Here is a 21,496-nt window from a genome sequence, read left to right as displayed (position 1 = left end):
TCAAGCAATATTTTGCTGACTCAATGTGTTATTAGCAGCCCATTGTGCCAAAATGTCTTGGTAAGGCTTAATAAAATGCTCTTCTGTCCATTGACCTTGTCTCACTGCCAATTGGCTGCGTTCCGCACGGTCATATTCAATTTGGGTGAGTGAATAATCCTGATAACTCAAACTCGGTTGATACACCACACCTGCAGGTGAGTTGGTATTGTAAATTTCAGGTCGATAAATTTTTTGAAAGCTTTCCATCGTGCTGATAGCACTGATTAATTCAAAATCCGTGTAGTCCCGCAATAAATCACCTGAAAAATAAAATGCCAGCGGCGCATTGCCATTTACTGGTTGAAAATAACGCACGGTTAAGCCCATTTTGGCGAAATAATCATCAGTGCGCGAATATTCATCATTTTGATATTCCACGCCTAAAATAGGATGCGTATTGGCAGTACGGCAATACGTTTTGCTGCTAGAAACACTCAAACAAATGACAGGCTGCTTATTAAATTCAGCTTGAAATGCCTCTGAATTCACCAAATGTTGGTATAGCTTGCCATGTAAATCACCAAAATTTTCAGGACGCTCATTTTGGTGAACCGCAAACATCGGCAAAACCACACTAAAATCGTAATCACGCACATAAGATGAAAAACTATTGCCAATCATGCCATCAAAACGCTGATGGGTTTGATGGTCGGTAATCGTGCTTTTTAACATCTCAATGAATGGAAAGGTTTTGCCATTGCCTTCAATGTCAATTTTTGCCGAAACAATGTCAATTTCAAGTGAATAGCGATTGGCTTGAGGGTTGTCCACGCACGCCAAATGATTAAAACGGTTGTTAATCATGGCCAAAGTACGACGAAGATTGTCTTGACGCTTTTCACCTCGCGCCAAATTGGCAAAATTGGTGGTTAAACGGGTATTGCCCGCAGGTTGGTAGTTTTCATCAAAACGAATGCGCTCAATAGAACATTGAAATGCGGTACTCATGGATTGTATCCCCTTGAAATGGTGTCGCTGGTTTTTGGTTTGAGCACATTTAAACGCAAATCAAAAAATGAGTAAAACGATATAAATTCAATTAAAAATGAAAAAAATTCATGTTGATATTGGCAGCCCATATAAAAAAGCGTCCTGTAACTTACAGGACGCTTGAAAAACTTGGCTCAAACCCAAAAACATTAAACAGGATGGTTAATCAATCCATGCACATAACGTGCCACACCTTGTTCCACATTGTAAAATTCATGGCCATAACCTGCCTCACGCAAAGCCGAAATATCCGCTTCAGTAAAGCTTTGGTATTTGCCTTTTAAGCTGTCTGGGAATGGAATATAACGGATGAATTCTTGCTTCACCAAATCCGCCAAAGACAAAGCCTCTTTGCCTTCGTTGATGCGACAAGCATTGACAGTAGCAGCTGCCAATTCATTGAAAGACTGGCTGCGACCTGTACCCAAATTGAAAATACCCGATTTTTCAGGATGTTCAAAAAAGTGTAACAAAACATCGACCAAGTTTTCTACGCTGACAAAATCACGGCGCTGTTCGCCATTGGCATAACCATTGTATTCACCAAACAATTCTACAAAACCACGTTCACGGTATTGGTTAAAATGATGAAATGGTACAGAAGCCATGCGGCCTTTGTGTTGCTCTTGCATGCCATACACATTGAAATAACGGAAACCTGCCACTTGTGCATTCAAGCCTTGTGCCATACGTTGGCGCAAGATTTGGTCGAATAAAAATTTAGAATAACCATACACATTCAATGGTTTTTCTAAAGAGCGGTCTTCTTTGAATACTTCGCCTTTGCCATAAACGGCAGCGCTGGAGGCATAAATAAACGGAATACCTTGGTCTTGGCACCAGTCGAACAAATCCAAAGTGTATTGGTAATTGTTTTCCATCATATACAAACCATCGTGGTTCATCGTGTCTGAACACGCACCTTGATGAAAGACCGCTTCAATATGGCGAAATGGCAAGCGATGATTGCGCACCAAATCAATAAACTCCAATTTGTCCATATAATGCACAATGTCGGCATTGACCAAATTGCGGAATTTATCGCCGCTGCTCAAATTGTCTACCGCCACAATGTCGGTATAACCCAATTTATTCAAGCCCAATACCAAATTACTACCAATAAAACCAGCTGCGCCAGTCACAATAATCGTCATGATTCAACCTTTCAGGACGCTTTAAGCGTCAAACAATTCTTTTTGCGTACACACCGCAGTACCGAGTTTGGCCACCACCACACCAGCGGCGGTATTGGCAACGTGCATCGCTTGGCTGTGGCTCAATCCTGCCGCCACACACAAAGCCATGCTCGCAATCACGGTGTCGCCTGCGCCCGAGACATCGAATACTTCTTGCGCGCGCGTGTCTTGGTTTTCGGTATGACTTTCTTTGAATAAAGTCATGCCTTCCTCGCTGCGAGTGAGCAACAAGCCATCCAAATGCAATTTGTCACGCAAGCGCTGTGCTTTTTCAATCAATTCGTCTTCCGAATGCCAAGCCCCGACCACTTCTTTTAATTCAGAACGATTCGGCGTAATCAAACTTGCCGATTCGTATTTCATGTAATCGTTGCCTTTAGGATCCACCAATACAGGCTTGCCTAGCTCTTTGGCCGCCAAAATCATGTCACGCACCTGCGCCAAACCACCTTTGCCGTAATCGCTTAACACGACCACATCGCAGTCTTGAATCAAATCTCGATATTGCTGCCATTTTTGTTGCAAGGCCGCTGTTTGAGGTTCGTCTTCAAAATCCAAACGAATCAATTGTTGGTTGCGGGCGACCACACGCAATTTGATGGTAGTGGCAATGCCGCTGTCACGCACCAAATGGCTTTGTACACCCTCGTCTTGCATCAATTGTGCCAAGGCATCAGCAGGCTCATCATCGCCCGTAATGGCAAGCAAGCTCGCTTGACCACCCAAACAAGCAATATTGCGCGCCACATTGGCCGCACCGCCTGCACGTTGGTCGATTTTTTCAATTTTGGCTACAGGTACAGGTGCTTCAGGAGAAATACGGTGTGTATCGCCAAACCAATAACGGTCTAACATCACATCGCCCACCACCAAAATTTTGGCAGCAGCAAAGCGTTGGCTCAAATCATCTGCAGCCATTTCCAATTGTTGCAATAATTTCATTGCCATCCTTTCAGGCCGCTTTATTGCGCATTCATCGCCATAGCAATGGCATTCACATCACGAATCACTGCGACAGGATTTTGAGCTTGAGTAACAGGACGACCCATCACCAAATAACTCGAGCCTGCTGTTAACGCGTCTTGCGGTATCATGATGCGGCGTTGATCATCGCTGTTTTGTGCATTAGGCAAACGAATGCCCGGTGTAACCAATAAAAATTCTTTTCCTAAAGCTTGACGCAACATGCCCGCTTCTTGTGCCGAACACACCACGCCATCCAAGCCTGAAGATTTTGCCAAGCTTGCCAAATCAACAACATGCTCAGCAATAGGCTTAGTGATACCCACTTCGCGCGCATCCGCTTCGTCCATGCTCGTTAACACTGTCACGCCAATTAACAAAGGTTTGTGAGTGTAATTGGCGACCGCTTCCACTGCCGCTTCCATTTGACGACGACCGCCACACGCGTGCATGTCTACCATCCACACACCCATGTCTGCGGCCACACGACACGCCGACGCCACCGTATTGGGAATGTCGTGGTATTTCAAATCCAAAAACAATTTAAAGCCTTGATTGACCAAACTGTCGACCAAAAAGCGTCCTGTAGCAGTAAACAACTCTTTGCCCACTTTGACTTGACACAAACTTGGGTCTAATTGACGTACAAACGACAAAGTTGATTCGGCATTGTCAAAATCCAAAGCCACAATGACAGGTGTTGGGGTCACAGCTTGGTATTCAGGTAAAATCAATGGGTTCATATTCTTCAAACTTCTATTTTATTTGGGGTAAAGGTTTCCCACTTATTGCAAGCAGGACAGTGCCAGAAAAACACTTGAGATTTAAAATGACAATGGCGACAACGGTACATCAAAGCTTTGCGTGCATAACGCCCCACCACACCACGCATCATGTCCACATCAGCACGCCAAGCTGGGTCTAAGGTCGACAATTGCAAGCCTAGCAAACGGTAAGCACCACGCAAATCAGGATTCACACGCACCAAATCTGCCGCCAACGACGCCGCTTCGCTTTCGCCACGCAAAATCAAAGCTTTTTCATAAATCACATCAATCAAATCTAATTGCGGGAAAGTACGGATATAACCAATCAAAACATTCAAGCCTTGTTCCGCTTGACCTTGTGCATGGTACGCATCGAATATTTTTTCACCCACCATGCTCAAATAAGCATGATTTTGTTGTTCGATGGCACTATACGCCTCTATAGCATCCTGAAAACGATTTTCCGCCATCGCCACATCGCCACGCAACATATTGGCACGCGTGCATTTTCGATTGTAATCCAAAGCTTTTTGAATGTGACTTTTGGCTTGTTCAAATTGGCTACGAAACAACGATGCCTGCGCCAACTCACAATAAAACTGTGCAATTTCAAATTGATAGGTTTGTGCATCGTGGCTTAACTCTTGCGCAATGGCAATGGCCTGCTCCCAATCTCGGTCTTGTTGGTAAATGTTAAGCAACACCTCACGCGCCAATTTGCCTGCATTGCCTTCTTTTAAATCTTGAAAAATTTGCTCAGCGCGATCAACCAAACCTGCATTTTGAAAATCTTGTCCCAACTCATACAAAACACGTTGGCGTTTTTCTCCAATCAAGTCTGGCGATTCTAACAATTTTTGATGCATGGCAATGGCTTTGTCATTTTCACCACGATTGCGGTATAACTTGCCCATACTCACTGCCAATTCATAAGACTCGATCGAGCCTTCTTGTTTGGCCACCACATCACCAAACGCACGCACTGCCACATCGGTGTTTTTATCAACCAAAGCATCCACACCTGCATAAAAATCAGATGGGACGGTTTTGGCTTGTTTCAGGACGGTTTTCATGTCCACCCGTGCGGCGAACCATCCCATGGCAAAAAATACCGGTAACAAACATACCGGTACAATCCACCACCATACTGCTGTATCCATGTCTTACTTTCTGTTTGGCTTTTTTATGGTTGTACAGGCACAATCACATCAGCCGTATTCATGGCCACTGGTTTGCCCTGCTGATCCAATTGTGCTTGCAAATCAACATTGGCTTGCTGTGCTTTTTTCAATTTTTTACTCAAATCAGCTGCTTCACCGCGCAAACGCAGCAAACGACCCAACATCGATAAAACACCTACCAAAGCACCAATCACAAAAGCCATCCATAAAAACACAACCAATGGCCAAGTGGTAGTCGGCAGACCGACCAAATTAAAGTCAACACTGTGAGTATTGCCCAAAGTCACTGCCAACAAAGCAATGAAAACGATGAACATCATGACAATTGAAAGCCATTTAAGCATGGGTCTTGTCCTTTTAATAAAGTTCTATTTGCTTCGCAGTTTATACGATTTTAACACTTTAAGGTATCATCTATGTATGACAAGCTTCACCTGAACACAATCAGGCACCAAAGCCAATGCTATATGGCTTTGCGGCGCATTGAAGTTCATGTGTATAATCGAACTAAATATGGACATTTTGATTCTGAGCTAAACACACATTTGATTTAAATCAAATCCACGCCATCAACATTCTGAAGTCTTGGATGTGTTGTGATGGATGCACACGATGTAGCTCACCCTTATCAGTGACCACTGCGAGGACATCAAAATGAACATAGTCACTTTTCCGCATGAAATTTATTTTTATGGGGACGATGTACGCCTGAGTAACGCATTAGATGCTGCGATTGTACAAGCACGAAATACACGGTTATACAGTCGGAATTATGCCAAAGCTTGGCTGATTTTGATGACACCGAAAATTTCGGCTTGGTTTTACGATGATGGCGCGTTTTTTCACATTGTAGATAAATCGGCGTGTCCATCGTGGCAAGAGGCCACTTGGGCCATCGAGGCGGCGACAGACAAATAAAAACATTTTTCAATGTCACCATTGATTTTCAAAACAGGAACCGACTTTAAAATGAGCAACAACGAAAAAGTAATCACCATTACCCCTCATGATTTGCCTTTGCATTGCCCAACTGCTGATGTGGCTTTATGGAACAATCACCCTCGTGTGTTTTTGCCTATCGAATCTAACAGCAGCATCCGTTGCCCATATTGCGGTACAGTTTACCGTTTAGAAGGCGAAGCTGGCGGTCATCACTAAACCATGACGTATCGCATCTTGGTCATCGCACCTTCATGGATAGGCGATTGTGTGATGACCCAGCCTTTATTGGCTCGCTTAAAGCAACGTCAAGACCATACCATCATCGATGTGTATGCCGCCAATTGGTCTAAAGCCGTCTTCAGTCGCATGCCCGAAGTCAACAACATCATTACCAACCCTTTTGGTCATGGAGATGTCAAACTGCGTGCACGCTTTAGAGAAGGTCGAGCTTTATCCAAAAACCATTATCAAGAAGTGGTGGTTTTGCCTGGTTCATTAAAATCGGCTTTGGTGCCTTTTTTCAGTGGCATCAAACGTCGCACAGGCTTTTTGGGCGAATCACGTCGCGGCTTACTCAACAACATCCACGAATTGGATGAAATGGCTTTGCCGTTGATGGTGGAACGCTATGCTAAGTTGGCACAATCACCTATCGAAGCTTTGCAACGCCCCATTGCCTACCCACGGTTGCAAGTGAACAATGCGCAACAACAGCAAACCTTACAAGATTTGCAATTGAGCACCAAAGATGCCGTCGTGTTCTGCCCTGGCGCTGAATATGGTCCTGCCAAGCGCTGGCCTGCTGAACATTATGCGGATTTGGCACAACGCTTTATCAAAGAAGGCAAACAAATTTGGTTGATTGGCTCGCAAAAAGACCATGACATTGCCGAACAAATCAACCAACTAAGCCTTAATCAATGCATCAATTTATGTGGTAAAACCAAGATAGACCAAGCCATTGATTTGATTGCGACCGCCAAAGTAGTGGTTTGTAACGATTCAGGCTTGATGCATGTTGCCGCTGCCGTCGGTACACCGGTGGTCAGTGTGTTTGGCTCATCTAGTCCTCACCACACACCGCCACTGAGTCAAAAAGCCAAAATTGTTAGTCTTAACCTCGATTGCAGCCCTTGTTTTGAGCGAGTGTGTCCATTAGGACATACCAATTGCTTGAATCAATTGACACCGTTGTCTGTGTATTTGGCGGCACAAGAATTAATGACATCACTATAAGTAGATTACTTATATAAATTAGACTGTGTCGGCAAAGTTAACGACAATCCTCTCTTATTTATTGCAACAATCCCAGCTGTTAACACCAAGGAGTTTTCGTATGTCTGACATCAAACACAGCCGTTTGATTATTTTAGGTTCTGGTCCTGCCGGTTATACTGCTGCAGTCTATGCCGCGCGCGCCAACTTAAAACCAACTTTAATCACAGGCTTGGCACAAGGCGGTCAATTGATGACCACCACCGAAGTAGACAACTGGCCAGCTGACGTCAACGGCGTACAAGGTCCTGATTTGATGGTGCGTTTTCAAGAACATGCAGAACGCTTTGGCACAGAAATGTTGTTCGACCAAATCAACCAAGTGGACTTACAAAATCGTCCTTTCACTTTGACAGGCGACATGGGTTCTTACACTTGTGACGCATTGATTATCGCCACAGGTGCATCGGCCAAGTATTTGGGTTTGCCTAGCGAAGAAGCGTTTGCAGGCAAAGGTGTTTCAGCTTGTGCCACTTGTGACGGTTTCTTTTACAAAGGTCAAAAAGTCGCTGTTGTAGGCGGTGGCAATACGGCGGTTGAAGAAGCTTTGTATTTGGCCAACATTGCCGAACACGTGACATTGGTACACCGTCGTGAAACTTTCCGTGCTGAAAAAATCATGATTGATAAATTGATGAAACGCGTGGAAGAAGGCAAAATTTCATTGAAATTGAATGCCAACTTAGACGAAATTTTAGGCGATGCTTCAGGTGTGACTGGCGCACGTTTGAAAAACAATGACGGCAGCACCGAAGACATCGCTTTGGCAGGTGTGTTCATCGCAATCGGTCACAAACCCAATACCGATATCTTCAAAGGCCAATTGGACATGGACGAAACAGGTTATTTGATTACCCAAGGTGGCACCGCAGACAATGTTGGCTTGACCAATATTGCAGGCGTGTGGGCAGCTGGCGATGTCAAAGACCACACCTACCGCCAAGCCATTACCAGCGCAGCCAGCGGTTGCCAAGCGGCTTTGGATGCAGAACGTTATTTGGATGGTTTGAACTGATTGTTCGGTATTTGAAACACAAAACGCTTAACCAAATGGTTAAGCGTTTTGTGTTTATCAGCGTCCTGTAAACTTTACAGGACGCTTGGTCATTACTGATTTTCATTTCAAACATGCTCACGTAAAAGATTCAACGCTTGTTGGTATAAAGCTGCTTTGTGCGCAGGCGGTTCACTGCCACGATTGGGGTCAGTATTGTGCAGCAAATCGCAATATTTAACCCGAATGGCCGTTTTATCGCCTGTGGCAATCAGATTTTTAACATATTCTAAATAATCCGTACCTTTGTTTTTAGTCAATAAGGAAATTGAATAAATAATGGTTTGCGGGACATAAGCACTCAAATCATGCGCGCTCAAAGAAGTATCTTCTAAAGTATCATGCAATAAAGCTGTGGCGATGCCAGCATAATCTTGACCAAACAAACGGTAATAATGATTGGCAACGCTGACGGGATGGTGAATATAATCCACACCATTTTTATCAACTTGACCTTCATGTGCTTGCGTGGCCAAAGCCACCAATTGTTGTAGATTTTTGTCTTGCACATCAAACGCTGTGTTCAAGGTCTTGGTTTCCATATTCGCTTCCTTGCTTTTTTTGTTATCGACTGTATCCATGCTATCAGTCTGTTTTATCATGATTGGTTTTTCAGTATAACCGAATCATTTATGAAAAAACTATATTTATACGGGTAATTGCTGCAACGCAAAAAAAGCGTCCTGTAAACTTTACAGGACGCTTATAGGCTTCACATAGGCTTAACCACCCAAATATGCGCTCAAGATGCGCGGGTCGTTCAATAAGACATCGGCTTTGTCTGCCATCGTCACTTTGCCACTTTCCATCACATAACCGCGATCTGAAATTTGCAAAGCCAATTTGGCGTTTTGTTCTACCAACAAAATGGTCACGCCTTGGCTGTGAATGGTTTGAATGATGTCAAAAATTTGCTGCACAATGATGGGCGCCAAACCCATAGACGGCTCATCAAGCAACAGCAGTTTAGGCTTAGACAACATCGCCCGGCCCATTGCGACCATTTGCTGTTCACCACCTGAAAGCGTTCCTGCCAATTGCGTCGCACGCTCTTTCAAGCGTGGAAACAATTGCATCACATGATCGATTTCATCTTTGATAGCAGCATGGTCATGGCGGTAATATGCACCCATCTCCAAGTTTTCCAACACGGTCAACTTAGGAAAAATACCGCGACCTTCAGGCACCATCACCAAACCTTGACGCACAAAATTATGCACTTCGGTTTTGCGAATGTCTTGGTCTTGGTATAACAAAGTACCTGATTTGGGTTTCACCAAACCAGTAATGGTACGCAAAGTGGTGGTTTTACCCGCGCCATTGGCACCAATCAAAGTCACCAACTCGCCTTGCTCAATGTGCAAATTCAAATCCGATACGGCCTGAATACCACCGTAATTGACATTCAAATTCTCAATTTTCAAAATACTCATTCGTGTGCAGCTCCCAAATACGCTTCAATCACGCGCGGGTTGGTACGGATTTCTTCTGGTAAACCTTCGGCAATTTTTTGACCATAATCCAAAACCGCGATACGGTCGCACAATTCCATCATCAATTTCACATCGTGTTCAATCAACAAAATGGTCACACCATCGTCGCGGATTTTACTCATCAACTCTTTTAAACCCTCGGTTTCAGATGGGTTCATGCCTGCCGCAGGTTCATCCAAAGCCAATAGTTTTGGCTCACACGCCAAAGCACGCGCGATTTCCAAACGGCGTTGATGACCATAAGACAAATTGCAAGCTTGCTCATCAATCACATCTTCAATGCCCACGTATTTGAGCAAATCATAAGATTTTTGCAAAATCTCTTGCTCTTCACGTTTGGCAGCAGGCGTGCGAAATACAGCACCAATGGCATTGGCTTTGCTGCGAGTATGACGACCTACCATGACATTTTCCAAAGCCGTCATTTCTCCAAACAAACGAATGTTTTGAAACGTACGCGCAATGCCTGCTTTCACCACACGGTCAGGTTTAACACGGAACAAATTATGACCATCAAAGTTGAACTGCCCTTCATCAGGCATATAAAGACCTGTCAGCACGTTGAACAAAGTGGTTTTACCCGCGCCATTAGGACCAATCAAACCATAAATTTCACCTTTGTTGATTGACAAGCCTACTTCATTCAAAGCAGTCAAACCACCAAAGCGTTTGACGATGCCATTGATGCTCAATAATGTTTCAGACATTTATGCGTCTCCTGTTGGTTTGGATGCAGATGTATTTTGTGCCACTTTGAAGCCTGAAGCACGGCGTTTACCCGGCAACAAACCTTGTGGACGCAACAACATCATCAAAATCAACGCCAAGCCAAATACCAACATGCGCACATTCTCAGTTGGCAATACCACTTTACCCAACAACATCATTTGCACAGGCTCAGCAAATTCACGCAAAACTTCAGGAATAAAAGTAATCAAAATTGCACCAACAATCACACCGCGAATATTGCCCATACCGCCCAAAACCACCATACACAAAATCATGATAGATTCAAGCAACACAAACGATTCAGGCGATACGAAGCGTTGATACGAAGCAAACAAGCCACCTGCCATACCACCGCTCAAAGCGCCCAAAGAGAATGCCAACAATTTCATGTTGCGAATGTTAATACCCATCGCTTGTGCAGCCACATCGTCTTCACGCATCGCTTCCCAAGCACGACCAATACGCGAGTGTTGCAAGCGGCTACAAAAAAGCACTGTCAAAGCAGCCAATAACAAGAACAAATAATAGTAAGCATACGCTTTAGGATACGACTGACCAAAAATGTCGATGCCTGAGCTTAATTTGTAATCGCCAAACATGATAGGATCAATGGCACTGATGCCTTGGGGACCGTTGGTAATGTTGACAGGTTGGCTCAAATTATTCATGAAAATTCGAATGATTTCACCAAAGCCCAAAGTCACAATTGCCAAATAGTCGCCCTTCAAACGCAATACCGGCGTACCCAACATAATGCCGCACAAACCAGCGAGCAAGGCACCAATCGGAATGGTGACATACCAAGGCCAATGGATGCCAAAATGTGGCGAGGCCAGCAAAGCAAACGTGTAAGCACCGACTGCATAAAACGCCACATAACCCAAATCGAGCAAACCTGCAAAACCCACTACCAAGTTCAAACCCAAAGCCAGCATGACGTAAATCAAGGCGAAGTTAAGCAAGTTCACCCATGAATTGCCAAATGAAGTACCAATGATGAATGGCAAGACCACTAAAGCAGCCAATAAAGCGATGTTAATGCCTATATTCAAGGCGGGATTATTTTTTGTCATCTTTTCCCCCTTTACGCACGGTCAGCTTGTTTTTCGCCCAACAAACCGCTTGGACGGAATACCAATACCATAATCAACACGAAGAACGAGAAGATGTCTTGGTAATTGGAACCCAAAAAGCCATTGGTAATATTGGAAATCGTGCCTGCAAAAAAGCTCTCTGCAATGCCCAAAACCAAGCCGCCCACCACAGCGCCTGTCAAATTACCAATACCGCCTAAAACAGCCGCACAGAATGCTTTCAAGCCAATCATAAAACCAGTGGTGTAATGGATTTGATCATAATTGGCAGCATGCATCACGCCAGCGATGGCACCCAAACCTGAACCCAACATAAAGGTCAAAGAAATGATCCAGTTCACGTTTACGCCCATCAAACGAGCCACATCAGGTTTTTGGCTGGTCGAACGCATAGCGCGACCCAATTTGGTTTTGTTCACCAAGGCCAACATGCCAAACATCACCGCAAAACACAAAACCACAATCAAAATTTGAATTTTGGTTACGACTGCGCCCATGATGTTAATGGGCGTGTGGTCTAAAACAGCAGGGAATTTCACATAAGAAGTGCCCCAAATAATCACGGCCACTTGTTGCAATACAATTGACAAACCAATGGCCGTAATCAAAGGTGCCAAACGCGGCGCCTTACGCAGTGGACGGTATGCGATCAACTCCATACTGAAGCCCAAAGCCATACACACAGGAATGGTACAAATCATGGCCAACAACACCATGGCAAAACCAGGCAAATCGATGCCCATACTGATAAACGCAGACAGAATACTGATACAAATCATGCCGCCAAACATAACCACTTCACCATGGGCGAAGTTGATTAAACCCATAATGCCATACACCATGGTATAGCCAAGTGCAATCAAACCGTAAATCGAGCCAACAACAAGCCCGTTTAACAGCAATTGCATGAAAATTTCCGATGTCAAAATTTGCTCCTTCTTCTGTGCTTTATGGTTATTTATTCCTATGGCTATCAAAACGAGCCATTTTTTCACGTTCAATCAGCTAGGGAAAATAGCACAAATTTTTGCATAATTAAAATGAATTTAACCAATTCACCAAGGTAATTTGGCAGATATCGGCAGTTTTTGCTGTTTTCTGCAAAAAATAGATTATTTTTGCATAAAATACAGGTGTGCTAAGATGTTTTCATACTTTGAGTATATATAGGAATGACCATGCAGGTGTATTTGGTAGGCGGTGCCGTCAGAGATGGCTTATTAGGTTTGCCCATAAAAGACAAGGATTGGGTAGTGGTCGGTGCCACGCCACAAGAAATGCTGGATTTGGGTTTTGAAGCGGTAGGCAAAGATTTTCCGGTGTTTTTACATCCCAAAAGCCGAGAAGAATATGCTTTGGCGCGTACCGAGCGCAAAATTGGCGCAGGTTATCATGGTTTTCAATTCAATACCGCGGTCGATGTCACCTTAGAACAAGATTTACAAAGACGCGATTTGACCATCAATGCCATGGCTCAAGATGCCGATGGCAACATCACCGACCCCTATTTGGGGCAACAAGATTTGCACGCAGGTATGTTGCGCCATGTCAGCGCCGCGTTTAGCGAAGACCCTGTGCGCATTTTACGCGTTGGTCGTTTTGCCGCTCGCTTTGATTTTCAAGTGGCTGCCGAAACCATGGTTTTGATGCAAAAGATGGTTGATGCAGGCGAAGTCGATGCATTGGTTCCCGAACGGGTATGGCAAGAATTGTCCAAAGCCTTGTTAGAGCCGCAGCCACAACGCTTTTTTGAAGTGTTGTCACACAGCCATGCGCTGCATAAAATTTTACAGGCCGCTGATACTTTGCAACAGCAAGCGCCTGATTTGTGGCAAAACACTTTGCAAAATTTACAAGGCTTCAGTCCATATCAACATTTAAGCATGAGTTATGCGATATTGTGTTTGCACCTGCCCCCACCTTTACAAACCATTCACCAATCATTGCGAGTGCCAAAAGATTGTGCTGACGCTGCCAATATTTTACAGGACGCTTATCCAATACTCATGCAAACAGAGATTTTAAGTGCCGAACAAATATTGTCAGTATTCCAACGTTGTGATGTATGGCGACGACCTGAACGCTGGCAACAATTGTGGCAAACCTGTATCACACTTGCTGCCCTCACATCACAAACTCCACCACCATCGGTTTGGCCACAAGCACTGGCGGCTTGTTTGGCAGTCAACACTGCCCAATTGGCTTTACAATGTGAAGACAAACGCATGATTGCCAATACCATACACACTGCACGCTTAGCTGCCATTACTCAAAGTTTACAATAAGAAAACACACCATGAATGCTGAACTGATTAACTGCCTGCGCCAAGAATTGCGCTCACGCAAACAAGACATCACTCAAGACTATTTAAGCCATCGCCATCCTTCACGCTTTTTTGAAGCTTATGGCGCGGAACTAGACCGTTGTTTGGGCAGATTGTGGCAAGAGTTTTTTATCAATATGCCCATTTGCCTGATTGCCACCGGCGGCTACGGTCGCCAAGAAATGTATCCGCATTCTGATGTGGATTTGGCCATTGTCAGCACGCATATTTTAAGCGAGGCAGAAGAACAGCAAGTCGCTCGTTTTGTACAAACCTTATGGGATGTCGGCTTGGCACCTGCTGCTAAAATCGGCAGCATCCGCCAATTGTTATTGTCAGCACAAGAAGACTTGACCAGCGATACTGCATTTCTAGAGGCACGCTTTGTGTGTGGCAATCACAAAGTGGCCGATGACTTTTTAGCCAAACTCAATTTGCAACGTGATATTGCCACTTTTATTGATGGCAAACTGCTGGAAAAATCTCAACGCCACAACAAATCACGCGGTGCAACCAGCCAATTAGAACCGAATATCAAAACTTGTCCTGGTGGCTTACGCGACTTACACACCATGTTGTGGTTGGCCAAAGCACAAGGCTTGCGACCACATTTTTTGACTTTGGTGCACGAAGGCATATTGACCCGTCCTGAAGCGGGCTTATTGATGCACAGCCACAAACAATTGGCACGCATGCGCATTGAATTGCATTTATTGGCAGGACGTGAAGAAGACCGTTTGATTTTTGATTTGCAAAGCCAAGTAGCCGAACGACTTGGCTTCAAAGACAATGATTCGAGCATGAAAAGCGAACAATTGATGAAACAATTGTATCGTGCCATCAAAACCGTTAAACAGCTCAACGGTATTTTGCTGCCCATGCTCAAAGGTCGTGTGTTTTCTAGCTTGCCGCGCATCGTTCATGATATTGACGAACATTATTACCAAGTCGGCACGGCCATTGCCGTACGCAACATCAAACTGTTTCAGCAACAACCGCGTGAGATTTTCAATATTTTGCGCGTGATACAAAACCATCCTGATTTGGATTTGATTGCCCCACGCACTTTGCGGGCTTGGTGGTTGGCAGCGCAAAAAATTGATGACTCGTTTTATGCCGATGTCGAAAACCGTTTGATGTTCATTTCCATTTTCCGCCATGGTACAGGTGTGACCCACATTTTGCGCTTTTTAAACTTATATGGCATTTTAGGGCGCTACCTCAAACCTTGGGGCAAAATCGTCGGCTTGTTGCAACACGATTTGTTCCATATCTACCCTGTCGACGACCACATTTTGATGGTGGTGCGCAATATGCGCCGCTTGGCTTTGACCGCACACAGCCACGAACTGCCTTTTGCCTCAGGCTTAATGGAAAGCTTCCCTTACAAAACCGTCCTGTATTTGGCGGCATTGTTCCACGACATCGCCAAAGGTCGTGGCGGCGATCACGCTCAATTAGGCGTGGACGATGCACGTACTTTTGCCAAAGACCATTTTTTAACCAATTATGAAACCGATTTGTTGTGTTGGCTGGTAGAAGACCATTTGATTATGTCAACCACTTCACAAAAAGAAGACATTTCCGACCCTGAAGTCGTCAACCGTTTTTGCCAACATGTCAAAACCCGTGACCGCTTGGTGGCTTTGTATTTATTGACGGTGGTAGACATACGCGGTACCAATCCAAAAATTTGGAACGATTGGAAAGCAGGATTATTGGAAAACCTGTTTCAGGCCGCTTTAAAAACTTTGTCAGGCTTAGGCAGCAACCAACGCATTACCATCAGCCGCCGCCAACAAGCAGCCATTACCATCTTAGATCAGCAAGGGCATTCTGAAAAAAATCAACGTGCTTTGTGGCATATTTTAGGACCTTCGTATTGGGTGCGGCATGAAAAACAAGACATCCAATGGCATGTCAGCCAATTGATAAGCCGCGAAAACGAGCCACAAGCGAGCATTAAGATTGATGTCGCTTTGAAAGCCTTGAAAGTCATGGTTTTCATGCCCAATGCACCAAAACTATTTGCGCAATTGTGTGCCATTTTCAACCAACAAAATTTGGATATTTTGACCGCCCGCGCTTATGTCACCAACCACCAATTCATTTTGGACACGTTTTATTTGCTGATTCCAGATGGTTTTGACGAAGATGAATATCCTGATATTGCAGCGATGTTACAGGCCACATTAGGGCATTTTATTTTGGGCAAATACATTAACATTCCAGCCCCACGCCCCGCTTCACGCCGCATTCGTCACACGCAAATTGCCCCCAGAATTCAACTGTATGAAGAAGACAGCGGCAAACAAGCGCATGTTTATGTGTTGAACATCATCACCGCCAACCGCCGTGGCTTGCTGGCCAATATTGCCAAAGTATTGTCAGATTTTGAAATCAGCTTAATACATGCTCATATCATGACTTTGGATGCGCGCGTAGAAGACACCTTCTTAATCAAATCGGCCAGTTTAGAAGATACCAAAACCCAATTGGCATTAAAACAAACTTTGTTAGAGGTATTAACAACATAACAATAAGCTTGATGCATGAGCCACCAAGCCACTGCATATTTGTCAACAGTATGACAACCCAACCCTCACAGGACGCTTGTATGCGTCCTGTAAGGTTTTTTGGGCGGATGGTAATTTATTTGTCTTTGAGCATGTTCATCATGCCCGATAAGCGGCTTTTGCCTTCGGCTTTGGATACAATCGGAGCAGTATTTTTGCGCCCTAAAATTTGAATGTCATCAGATGGCATTTCATCAATAAAGCGGCTCGGCGGCATAAATTGCCATTCGCCCGCTTTTTTACGTTTGACACAATGGGTCACAAACAACTGACGTTTGGCACGAGTAATGCCCACATACATCAAACGGCGTTCTTCATCGAGCATGCCCTCATCCACACTGTCACGGTGCGGAAACACGCCTTCTTCACAACCGACTAAAAACACACACGGAAATTCCAAACCTTTGGATGCATGCAACGTCATCATATTCACCGCATCCACTTCTTCTTGGTCTTTGCCTTCCAGCAGCGTCATCAAAGCAATGGTTTGTGCCACCTCCAAAATATTTTTACCATCTTTTTCGCCTTTATTGGCAATCCAACGCTGTAATTCCACCACATTGCGCCATTTGATTTCACCGGCTTTGCCTTCTTCTAACATCAACAAATGGGCTTCGTAATGAATCTCATCCAAAAGTTGCCACAAAAACTCGCCTGCATCTTGATGTTCAGCCAAATCTTGCCATTTGGCAAAACCCAGCATAAACGCTTGCACATCTTGCTTAGCACGACTGTTCAAAGTCGACAAAGCACCCAATTGTTGAGCAGCTTGGTACAAACTCAAATTATGATCGCGCGCAAATTCATTCAAGCGTGTCAAAGTGCTTTCACCGATACCACGCTTGGGCGTGGTAATAGCACGAATGAATGCAGGATCGTCATCTGGATTATTGAGTAAACGCAGATATGCCATCACATCTTTGATTTCAGCACGGTCAAAAAAACTTTGTCCACCTGACATTTTGTAAGGCAAACGACTGCTGCGCAAAGCCTCTTCAAACCGTTTGGCTTGGTGATTGCCACGATACAAAATGGCAAAATCCGACAATTTGACATTTGGATGGCTGTTTTTCAAAAATGCAATCTTGCTGGCCACCGTATCGGCTTCGTGTTCTTCGTCCTTACACGCCAACACTTGCACCATTTCGCCCAAACCATATTCGCTCCACAATTTTTTTTCAAACAATTTGGGATTGTGGCTGATAACTTTATTGGCAATGCGCAAAATGCGCGAAGTTGAACGGTAATTTTGTTCTAATTTGATGACTTTCATATTTGGATAGTCTTGCTGCAACAAACGCAAATTCTCCAAATTGGCACCACGCCAAGCATAAATACTTTGATCGTCATCGCCCACAGCCGTGAATTTTCCATCCGAACCTATCAACAATTTGAGCAAAGCATATTGGCATTCATTGGTGTCTTGACACTCATCGACCAACAAATAACGCAAACAGCTTTGCCATTTGTAACGCACTTCAGCATTGTTTTGCAGCAATAAAGTGGGGATGCGAATCAAATCATCAAAATCCACCGCTTGATAAGCCAACAAGGTTTCTTGATAAGACGCATAAACCAAAGCAATTTGCTTTTCCCACTCATTGGCAGCATCATCCAAAGCCTGCTCAGGGGTTTTGAACGCATTTTTCCACAATGAAATGCATTGTTGGGCCCGAAACAAAGCATCTTTGCCACTGGTTTGCAACAATTCTTGCAAAATCTTGGCGCTGTCACCTGAATCAAAAATAGAAAATTTTTTCTTCAAGCCTACCAAAGGCGCTTCTTCTCGCAAAATACGCATGCCCAATGAGTGAAACGTCGACACAGTCAATTGCTGGCATTGCTGTTTGCTCAAAAGCCCTGCCACACGCTCTTGCATTTCTTTGGCAGCTTTATTGGTAAAAGTAATCGCCGCAATCTGATGCGCAGGATAATGAGCATGATTCACCAAATGGGCAATTTTTTTTGGTAATCACACTGGTTTTGCCACTGCCTGCACCTGCCAAGACCAATAAAGGACCATCAAGATACAAAACGGCTTGCTGTTGTTGTTGGTTTAATTGCATGTTGACATTTTTTTTGAAGAGGTCAGAATTTTAACATTTTTAGATGGTTTGGGTGAGGTGTGATGATTTTGTTTATGTTTATTGAAATGAAAATATATTTTAAATGCGTTATGTTTAATTAAGAATTAATTATGAATTGAATCTAAAAAAGCGTCCTGTCAATGCTTACAGGACGCTTTATATTATTGCAATGTACAAAGAATTATTTCAAAGCACGAATACCAATAGCATCACGCACTTGGTTTAAACGCTCTTGCGCCACTTTGCGCGCTTTGGCTGCACCAAACTGCAAAACTTCTTCAATTTGGCTAGGATTGGCAGTCAACTCAGCATAACGTTCGCGTTTTTCCGCCAATTGCGCATTGATGGCTTCAAACACAATTTGTTTGGCCTCACCCCAAGCGATGCCATCGGCGTAAGCTTGGCGCATTTGCAATTGCTCATCCGCACTTGAAAATGCTTGGTAAATTTCAAACAAAGTACTGCCTTCCACTTCTTTAGGTTGGCCCGGCTCTAAACTATTGGTGACAATTTTCATCACTGATTTGCGCAATTTTTTCTCGCTTTCAAACAATGGAATCGTGTTGCCATATGACTTGCTCATTTTGCGACCATCCAAGCCCGTCAAAATCGCCGTGTGTTCGTCCACCATTGCCACAGGCTCAACAAACAATTCTTTGAAACGGTGATTAAAGCGGCCTGCAATGTCACGCGCCATTTCAATGTGTTGGATTTGATCGCGTCCCACAGGCACATGCGTGCCGTTGAACATCAAAATGTCCGCCGCCATCAACACAGGATAGCAATACAAACCCATTTCCACGCCGTGATCGGTGTCTTCCACACCTGCATCCACATTCGCTTGTACTGCCGCTTTGTAAGCGTGGGCGCGGTTCATCAATCCTTTGGCGCAAATGCAGTTGAAAATCCAATTGAGCTCCATGATTTCAGGCACATCCGATTGACGGTAAAACGTGACTTTGTCCGCATCCAAACCACAAGCGAGCCACGTTGCCGCCACGGCTAAAGTCGACTCGTGAATTTGTTCAGGCTCGTGGCATTTGATGATGCCATGATAATCTGCCAAGAAAATGAACGAGTCCACGCCCGCCTCTTGCGTTGCAGCAACCGCAGGGCGAATTGCACCCACATAATTACCCAAATGCGGCGTGCCTGTGGTGGTGACACCGGTTAAAACACGTTTTTGTTCAGTCATGACGTTTTCTTCTTTCTTGAGATATTCAGATATAAAAAGCGTCCTGTAAACAACTTACAGGACGCTTTAAAGGCTTTGAAACTGGTGTAAGTCTTTACATCAACCGAAACGCACGCACGCACGCCAACCCTGCTGCCAAGCAGCACGCACCAAAGCCACCAAAACAATTGGGCGCTCAGGCAAATTATGGGTGATTAATGCTGTGTTCATGTGATGCCAATTCCGATTCATCGACTTAAGAGTTGCTTATTCTAATTCAATTGCCGCCGCTAATAAAGACAAACGTGCCATCACACCATAAACATACAAACGATTGCGCTCAGCAGTCGCAGGCAAGCTGTGGTCTGCCACGCCCACATTTTGCCATTGTTCAAAATGGCGTTTGTCGGCATCTTCACATTGATACGGCACTTCTTGATCCATAGGAATGAAGCGCATGCCTGTGGCATTAAGATTTTCATCCATGCCACGCGCTTCATTGACACGGTAAAAACCGCCAATGACAAAGCGATCCATCATATACACAACAGGTTCAGATACTGCTTCACCAACTTTTTCATAAGTGTAAATGCCTTCTTGCACAATCACTTCAGACACTTCCAAGCCTTCTTTAATCACCGCCATTTTATTGCGATTTTTGCGATTGAGTTTGCGTACTTCTTCGGCAGATTTCACACTCATCACACCCATACCATAAGTACCCGCATCGGCTTTGACAATCACAAATGGCGTGTCGGTAATGCCTTTTTCATCGTATTTGGCTTGGATTTTATCCAACAAACGCTGCACCACGTCTGCCAATTGGTCTTCACCTTCACGCTCATGAAAATTCAAGCCATTGGCTTGCTCAAAATAAGGATTGATATCCCAAGCATCAATGCCAATGACGGCTGCAAACTCATCAGCCACTTGATTGTAAGCGGCAAAATGTTGTGTCTTACGGCGTGTGGTCCAACCCCCTTTAATCGGTGGCAACATCACTTGCTCAATGTTTTGCAAAATTTCAGGCACGCCACCTGACAAATCATTGTTCAACAACACCAAACATGGGTTAAAGCCATCAGCCAAACCCAAACGATTGCCTGTACGCACCACAGGTTCTAAGACCAGCTCATCACATAAAGCAGTGGTAAAAGCGGTTGCTTCGGTTACTTCCGCATTCAAAGAACCTATGCGCACGACAAAGCCTGCCGACTCTAAAATCTTGCTCAATGCATACACGTTTTGCAAATAAAACGTATTGCGAGTGTGGTTTTCAGGAATCAACAAAATGGATTTTGCCGTAGGACAAGCACGCTCTACTGCGTCTTGCGCTGCCAATACAGCCGCGGCCAAAAAATCAGCATTGATATTATTGAAGCCACCTGGAAACAAATTCATGTCGATTGAAGACATTTTGTAACCTGCGTTGCGCAAATCTACCGAACCGTAAAATGGTGGACGGTGTTGTTGCCATTTGGTACGAAACCAAGCTTCAATTTCACTTTGTTTGTCCAAAATCACTTGCTGAAACACGGCAGCATGTTGTTCAAATTGATCGAACATCGAGATATTCATAAGCGTTATGCTTTCTGAAAAATTAACAAAA

The 21,496-nt window shown here is 44.3% G+C and carries 19 protein-coding genes and 1 pseudogene; 6 read left to right on the top strand and 14 right to left on the bottom strand.

Features of this window, described 5'->3' with window-relative positions; all coding sequences use genetic code 11:
- The 6 genes from H150_RS0110320 to H150_RS14265 form a co-directional block, all read right to left on the bottom strand.
- On the bottom strand, nucleotides 1-990 hold the full coding sequence (locus tag H150_RS0110320; RefSeq protein ID WP_019958987.1) for a putative oxygenase MesX: 990 nt from the start codon (nucleotides 988-990) through the stop codon (nucleotides 1-3).
- A gap of 191 nt (nucleotides 991-1,181) precedes the next feature.
- Complete coding sequence (gene rfaD / locus H150_RS0110315; RefSeq protein WP_019958985.1) at nucleotides 1,182-2,186, bottom strand: ADP-glyceromanno-heptose 6-epimerase; 1,005 nt, start codon at nucleotides 2,184-2,186, stop codon at nucleotides 1,182-1,184.
- A gap of 21 nt (nucleotides 2,187-2,207) precedes the next feature.
- A complete protein-coding gene (gene rfaE1 / locus H150_RS14270) occupies nucleotides 2,208-3,170 on the bottom strand; it encodes a D-glycero-beta-D-manno-heptose-7-phosphate kinase (RefSeq protein WP_019958984.1) in 963 nt (320 codons plus the stop codon).
- Nucleotides 3,171-3,190: 20 nt separating this feature from the next.
- Nucleotides 3,191-3,934, bottom strand: coding sequence for an orotidine-5'-phosphate decarboxylase (pyrF, locus tag H150_RS0110305; protein WP_019958983.1), 744 nt, complete (start codon nucleotides 3,932-3,934; stop codon nucleotides 3,191-3,193).
- A gap of 5 nt (nucleotides 3,935-3,939) precedes the next feature.
- Nucleotides 3,940-5,118: a lipopolysaccharide assembly protein LapB gene (gene lapB / locus H150_RS0110300; RefSeq protein ID WP_019958982.1), complete on the bottom strand. Its 1,179-nt coding sequence runs from the start codon at nucleotides 5,116-5,118 to the stop codon at nucleotides 3,940-3,942.
- 23 nt (nucleotides 5,119-5,141) lie between these two features.
- Nucleotides 5,142-5,483 carry a LapA family protein gene (locus H150_RS14265; protein WP_081619579.1) on the bottom strand — a complete coding sequence of 114 codons (342 nt, stop codon included), beginning with the start codon at nucleotides 5,481-5,483 and terminating at the stop codon, nucleotides 5,142-5,144.
- 310 nt (nucleotides 5,484-5,793) lie between these two features.
- Between H150_RS14265 and H150_RS0110290 the strand changes: the two genes are divergently transcribed.
- The 4 genes from H150_RS0110290 (at nucleotide 5,794) to trxB (ending at nucleotide 8,371) form a co-directional block, all read left to right on the top strand.
- Nucleotides 5,794-6,057, top strand: coding sequence for a hypothetical protein (locus H150_RS0110290; RefSeq protein ID WP_019958980.1), 264 nt, complete (start codon nucleotides 5,794-5,796; stop codon nucleotides 6,055-6,057).
- Nucleotides 6,058-6,108: 51 nt separating this feature from the next.
- Entirely contained in the window at nucleotides 6,109-6,297 is a 189-nt protein-coding gene (locus H150_RS0110285) for a zinc-finger domain-containing protein (protein WP_026353644.1), read from the top strand.
- A gap of 3 nt (nucleotides 6,298-6,300) precedes the next feature.
- Nucleotides 6,301-7,317 (top strand): lipopolysaccharide heptosyltransferase II, encoded by a 1,017-nt coding sequence (gene waaF, locus H150_RS0110280; protein ID WP_019958978.1) that lies wholly within the window; start codon nucleotides 6,301-6,303, stop codon nucleotides 7,315-7,317.
- 100 nt (nucleotides 7,318-7,417) lie between these two features.
- A complete protein-coding gene (gene trxB / locus H150_RS0110275) occupies nucleotides 7,418-8,371 on the top strand; it encodes a thioredoxin-disulfide reductase (protein WP_019958977.1) in 954 nt (317 codons plus the stop codon).
- Between the two features lie 107 nt (nucleotides 8,372-8,478).
- Here the strand turns inward: trxB and H150_RS14260 are convergent, their stop codons facing one another.
- The 5 genes from H150_RS14260 to H150_RS0110250 form a co-directional block, all read right to left on the bottom strand.
- Nucleotides 8,479-8,952: an HD domain-containing protein gene (locus H150_RS14260; protein WP_019958976.1), complete on the bottom strand. Its 474-nt coding sequence runs from the start codon at nucleotides 8,950-8,952 to the stop codon at nucleotides 8,479-8,481.
- A gap of 180 nt (nucleotides 8,953-9,132) precedes the next feature.
- Entirely contained in the window at nucleotides 9,133-9,843 is a 711-nt protein-coding gene (locus H150_RS0110265) for an ABC transporter ATP-binding protein (protein WP_019958975.1), read from the bottom strand.
- Entirely contained in the window at nucleotides 9,840-10,610 is a 771-nt protein-coding gene (locus tag H150_RS0110260; protein WP_019958974.1) for an ABC transporter ATP-binding protein, read from the bottom strand. Before H150_RS0110260 ends, H150_RS0110265 begins: the two co-directional genes overlap by 4 nt.
- On the bottom strand, nucleotides 10,611-11,705 hold the full coding sequence (locus H150_RS14255) for an ABC transporter permease subunit (protein WP_019958973.1): 1,095 nt from the start codon (nucleotides 11,703-11,705) through the stop codon (nucleotides 10,611-10,613). It lies immediately after the preceding gene.
- Between the two features lie 11 nt (nucleotides 11,706-11,716).
- Nucleotides 11,717-12,634: a branched-chain amino acid ABC transporter permease gene (locus tag H150_RS0110250; RefSeq protein WP_019958972.1), complete on the bottom strand. Its 918-nt coding sequence runs from the start codon at nucleotides 12,632-12,634 to the stop codon at nucleotides 11,717-11,719.
- Between the two features lie 270 nt (nucleotides 12,635-12,904).
- Here H150_RS0110250 and H150_RS0110245 point away from each other — a divergent pair, with 270 nt between their 5' ends.
- Nucleotides 12,905-14,011 (top strand): tRNA nucleotidyltransferase/poly(A) polymerase-related protein, encoded by a 1,107-nt coding sequence (locus tag H150_RS0110245; RefSeq protein WP_019958971.1) that lies wholly within the window; start codon nucleotides 12,905-12,907, stop codon nucleotides 14,009-14,011.
- A gap of 11 nt (nucleotides 14,012-14,022) precedes the next feature.
- Nucleotides 14,023-16,587, top strand: a complete 2,565-nt coding sequence (gene glnD, locus H150_RS0110240) for a [protein-PII] uridylyltransferase (protein WP_019958970.1) — start codon at nucleotides 14,023-14,025, stop codon at nucleotides 16,585-16,587.
- Between the two features lie 115 nt (nucleotides 16,588-16,702).
- Here glnD and H150_RS14250 read toward each other — a convergent pair.
- From H150_RS14250 to gshA, 3 genes and pseudogenes are all read right to left on the bottom strand, one after another.
- Nucleotides 16,703-18,692, bottom strand: a pseudogene (locus tag H150_RS14250) (UvrD-helicase domain-containing protein).
- Between the two features lie 202 nt (nucleotides 18,693-18,894).
- The gene (gene trpS, locus H150_RS0110230; RefSeq protein WP_019958968.1) at nucleotides 18,895-19,908 is read right to left on the bottom strand and encodes a tryptophan--tRNA ligase; all 1,014 of its coding nucleotides are present in this window, start codon (nucleotides 19,906-19,908) and stop codon (nucleotides 18,895-18,897) included.
- Nucleotides 19,909-20,154: 246 nt separating this feature from the next.
- The gene (gshA, locus tag H150_RS0110220; RefSeq protein WP_026353642.1) at nucleotides 20,155-21,465 is read right to left on the bottom strand and encodes a glutamate--cysteine ligase; all 1,311 of its coding nucleotides are present in this window, start codon (nucleotides 21,463-21,465) and stop codon (nucleotides 20,155-20,157) included.
- Nucleotides 21,466-21,496 lie beyond the last annotated feature (31 nt).

This window comes from Vitreoscilla stercoraria DSM 513 (assembly GCF_000382305.1).
Classification (GTDB): Bacteria; Pseudomonadota; Gammaproteobacteria; order Burkholderiales; family Neisseriaceae; genus Vitreoscilla; species Vitreoscilla stercoraria.
Note: the sequence above shows the minus strand (reverse complement) of the source record. Positions and strands in the feature narration are given on the sequence as shown.

Coding starts and splice junctions, on each gene's coding strand:
- H150_RS0110320 (WP_019958987.1), bottom strand. CDS start 990: ATGAGTACCGCATTTCAATGTTCTATTGAGCGCATTCGTTTTGATGAA.
- rfaD (WP_019958985.1), bottom strand. CDS start 2,186: ATGACGATTATTGTGACTGGCGCAGCTGGTTTTATTGGTAGTAATTTG.
- rfaE1 (WP_019958984.1), bottom strand. CDS start 3,170: ATGAAATTATTGCAACAATTGGAAATGGCTGCAGATGATTTGAGCCAA.
- pyrF (WP_019958983.1), bottom strand. CDS start 3,934: ATGAACCCATTGATTTTACCTGAATACCAAGCTGTGACCCCAACACCT.
- lapB (WP_019958982.1), bottom strand. CDS start 5,118: ATGGATACAGCAGTATGGTGGTGGATTGTACCGGTATGTTTGTTACCG.
- H150_RS14265 (WP_081619579.1), bottom strand. CDS start 5,483: ATGCTTAAATGGCTTTCAATTGTCATGATGTTCATCGTTTTCATTGCT.
- H150_RS0110290 (WP_019958980.1), top strand. CDS start 5,794: ATGAACATAGTCACTTTTCCGCATGAAATTTATTTTTATGGGGACGAT.
- H150_RS0110285 (WP_026353644.1), top strand. CDS start 6,109: ATGAGCAACAACGAAAAAGTAATCACCATTACCCCTCATGATTTGCCT.
- waaF (WP_019958978.1), top strand. CDS start 6,301: ATGACGTATCGCATCTTGGTCATCGCACCTTCATGGATAGGCGATTGT.
- trxB (WP_019958977.1), top strand. CDS start 7,418: ATGTCTGACATCAAACACAGCCGTTTGATTATTTTAGGTTCTGGTCCT.
- H150_RS14260 (WP_019958976.1), bottom strand. CDS start 8,952: ATGGAAACCAAGACCTTGAACACAGCGTTTGATGTGCAAGACAAAAAT.
- H150_RS0110265 (WP_019958975.1), bottom strand. CDS start 9,843: ATGAGTATTTTGAAAATTGAGAATTTGAATGTCAATTACGGTGGTATT.
- H150_RS0110260 (WP_019958974.1), bottom strand. CDS start 10,610: ATGTCTGAAACATTATTGAGCATCAATGGCATCGTCAAACGCTTTGGT.
- H150_RS14255 (WP_019958973.1), bottom strand. CDS start 11,705: ATGACAAAAAATAATCCCGCCTTGAATATAGGCATTAACATCGCTTTA.
- H150_RS0110250 (WP_019958972.1), bottom strand. CDS start 12,634: ATGCAATTGCTGTTAAACGGGCTTGTTGTTGGCTCGATTTACGGTTTG.
- H150_RS0110245 (WP_019958971.1), top strand. CDS start 12,905: ATGCAGGTGTATTTGGTAGGCGGTGCCGTCAGAGATGGCTTATTAGGT.
- glnD (WP_019958970.1), top strand. CDS start 14,023: ATGAATGCTGAACTGATTAACTGCCTGCGCCAAGAATTGCGCTCACGC.
- trpS (WP_019958968.1), bottom strand. CDS start 19,908: ATGACTGAACAAAAACGTGTTTTAACCGGTGTCACCACCACAGGCACG.
- gshA (WP_026353642.1), bottom strand. CDS start 21,465: ATGAATATCTCGATGTTCGATCAATTTGAACAACATGCTGCCGTGTTT.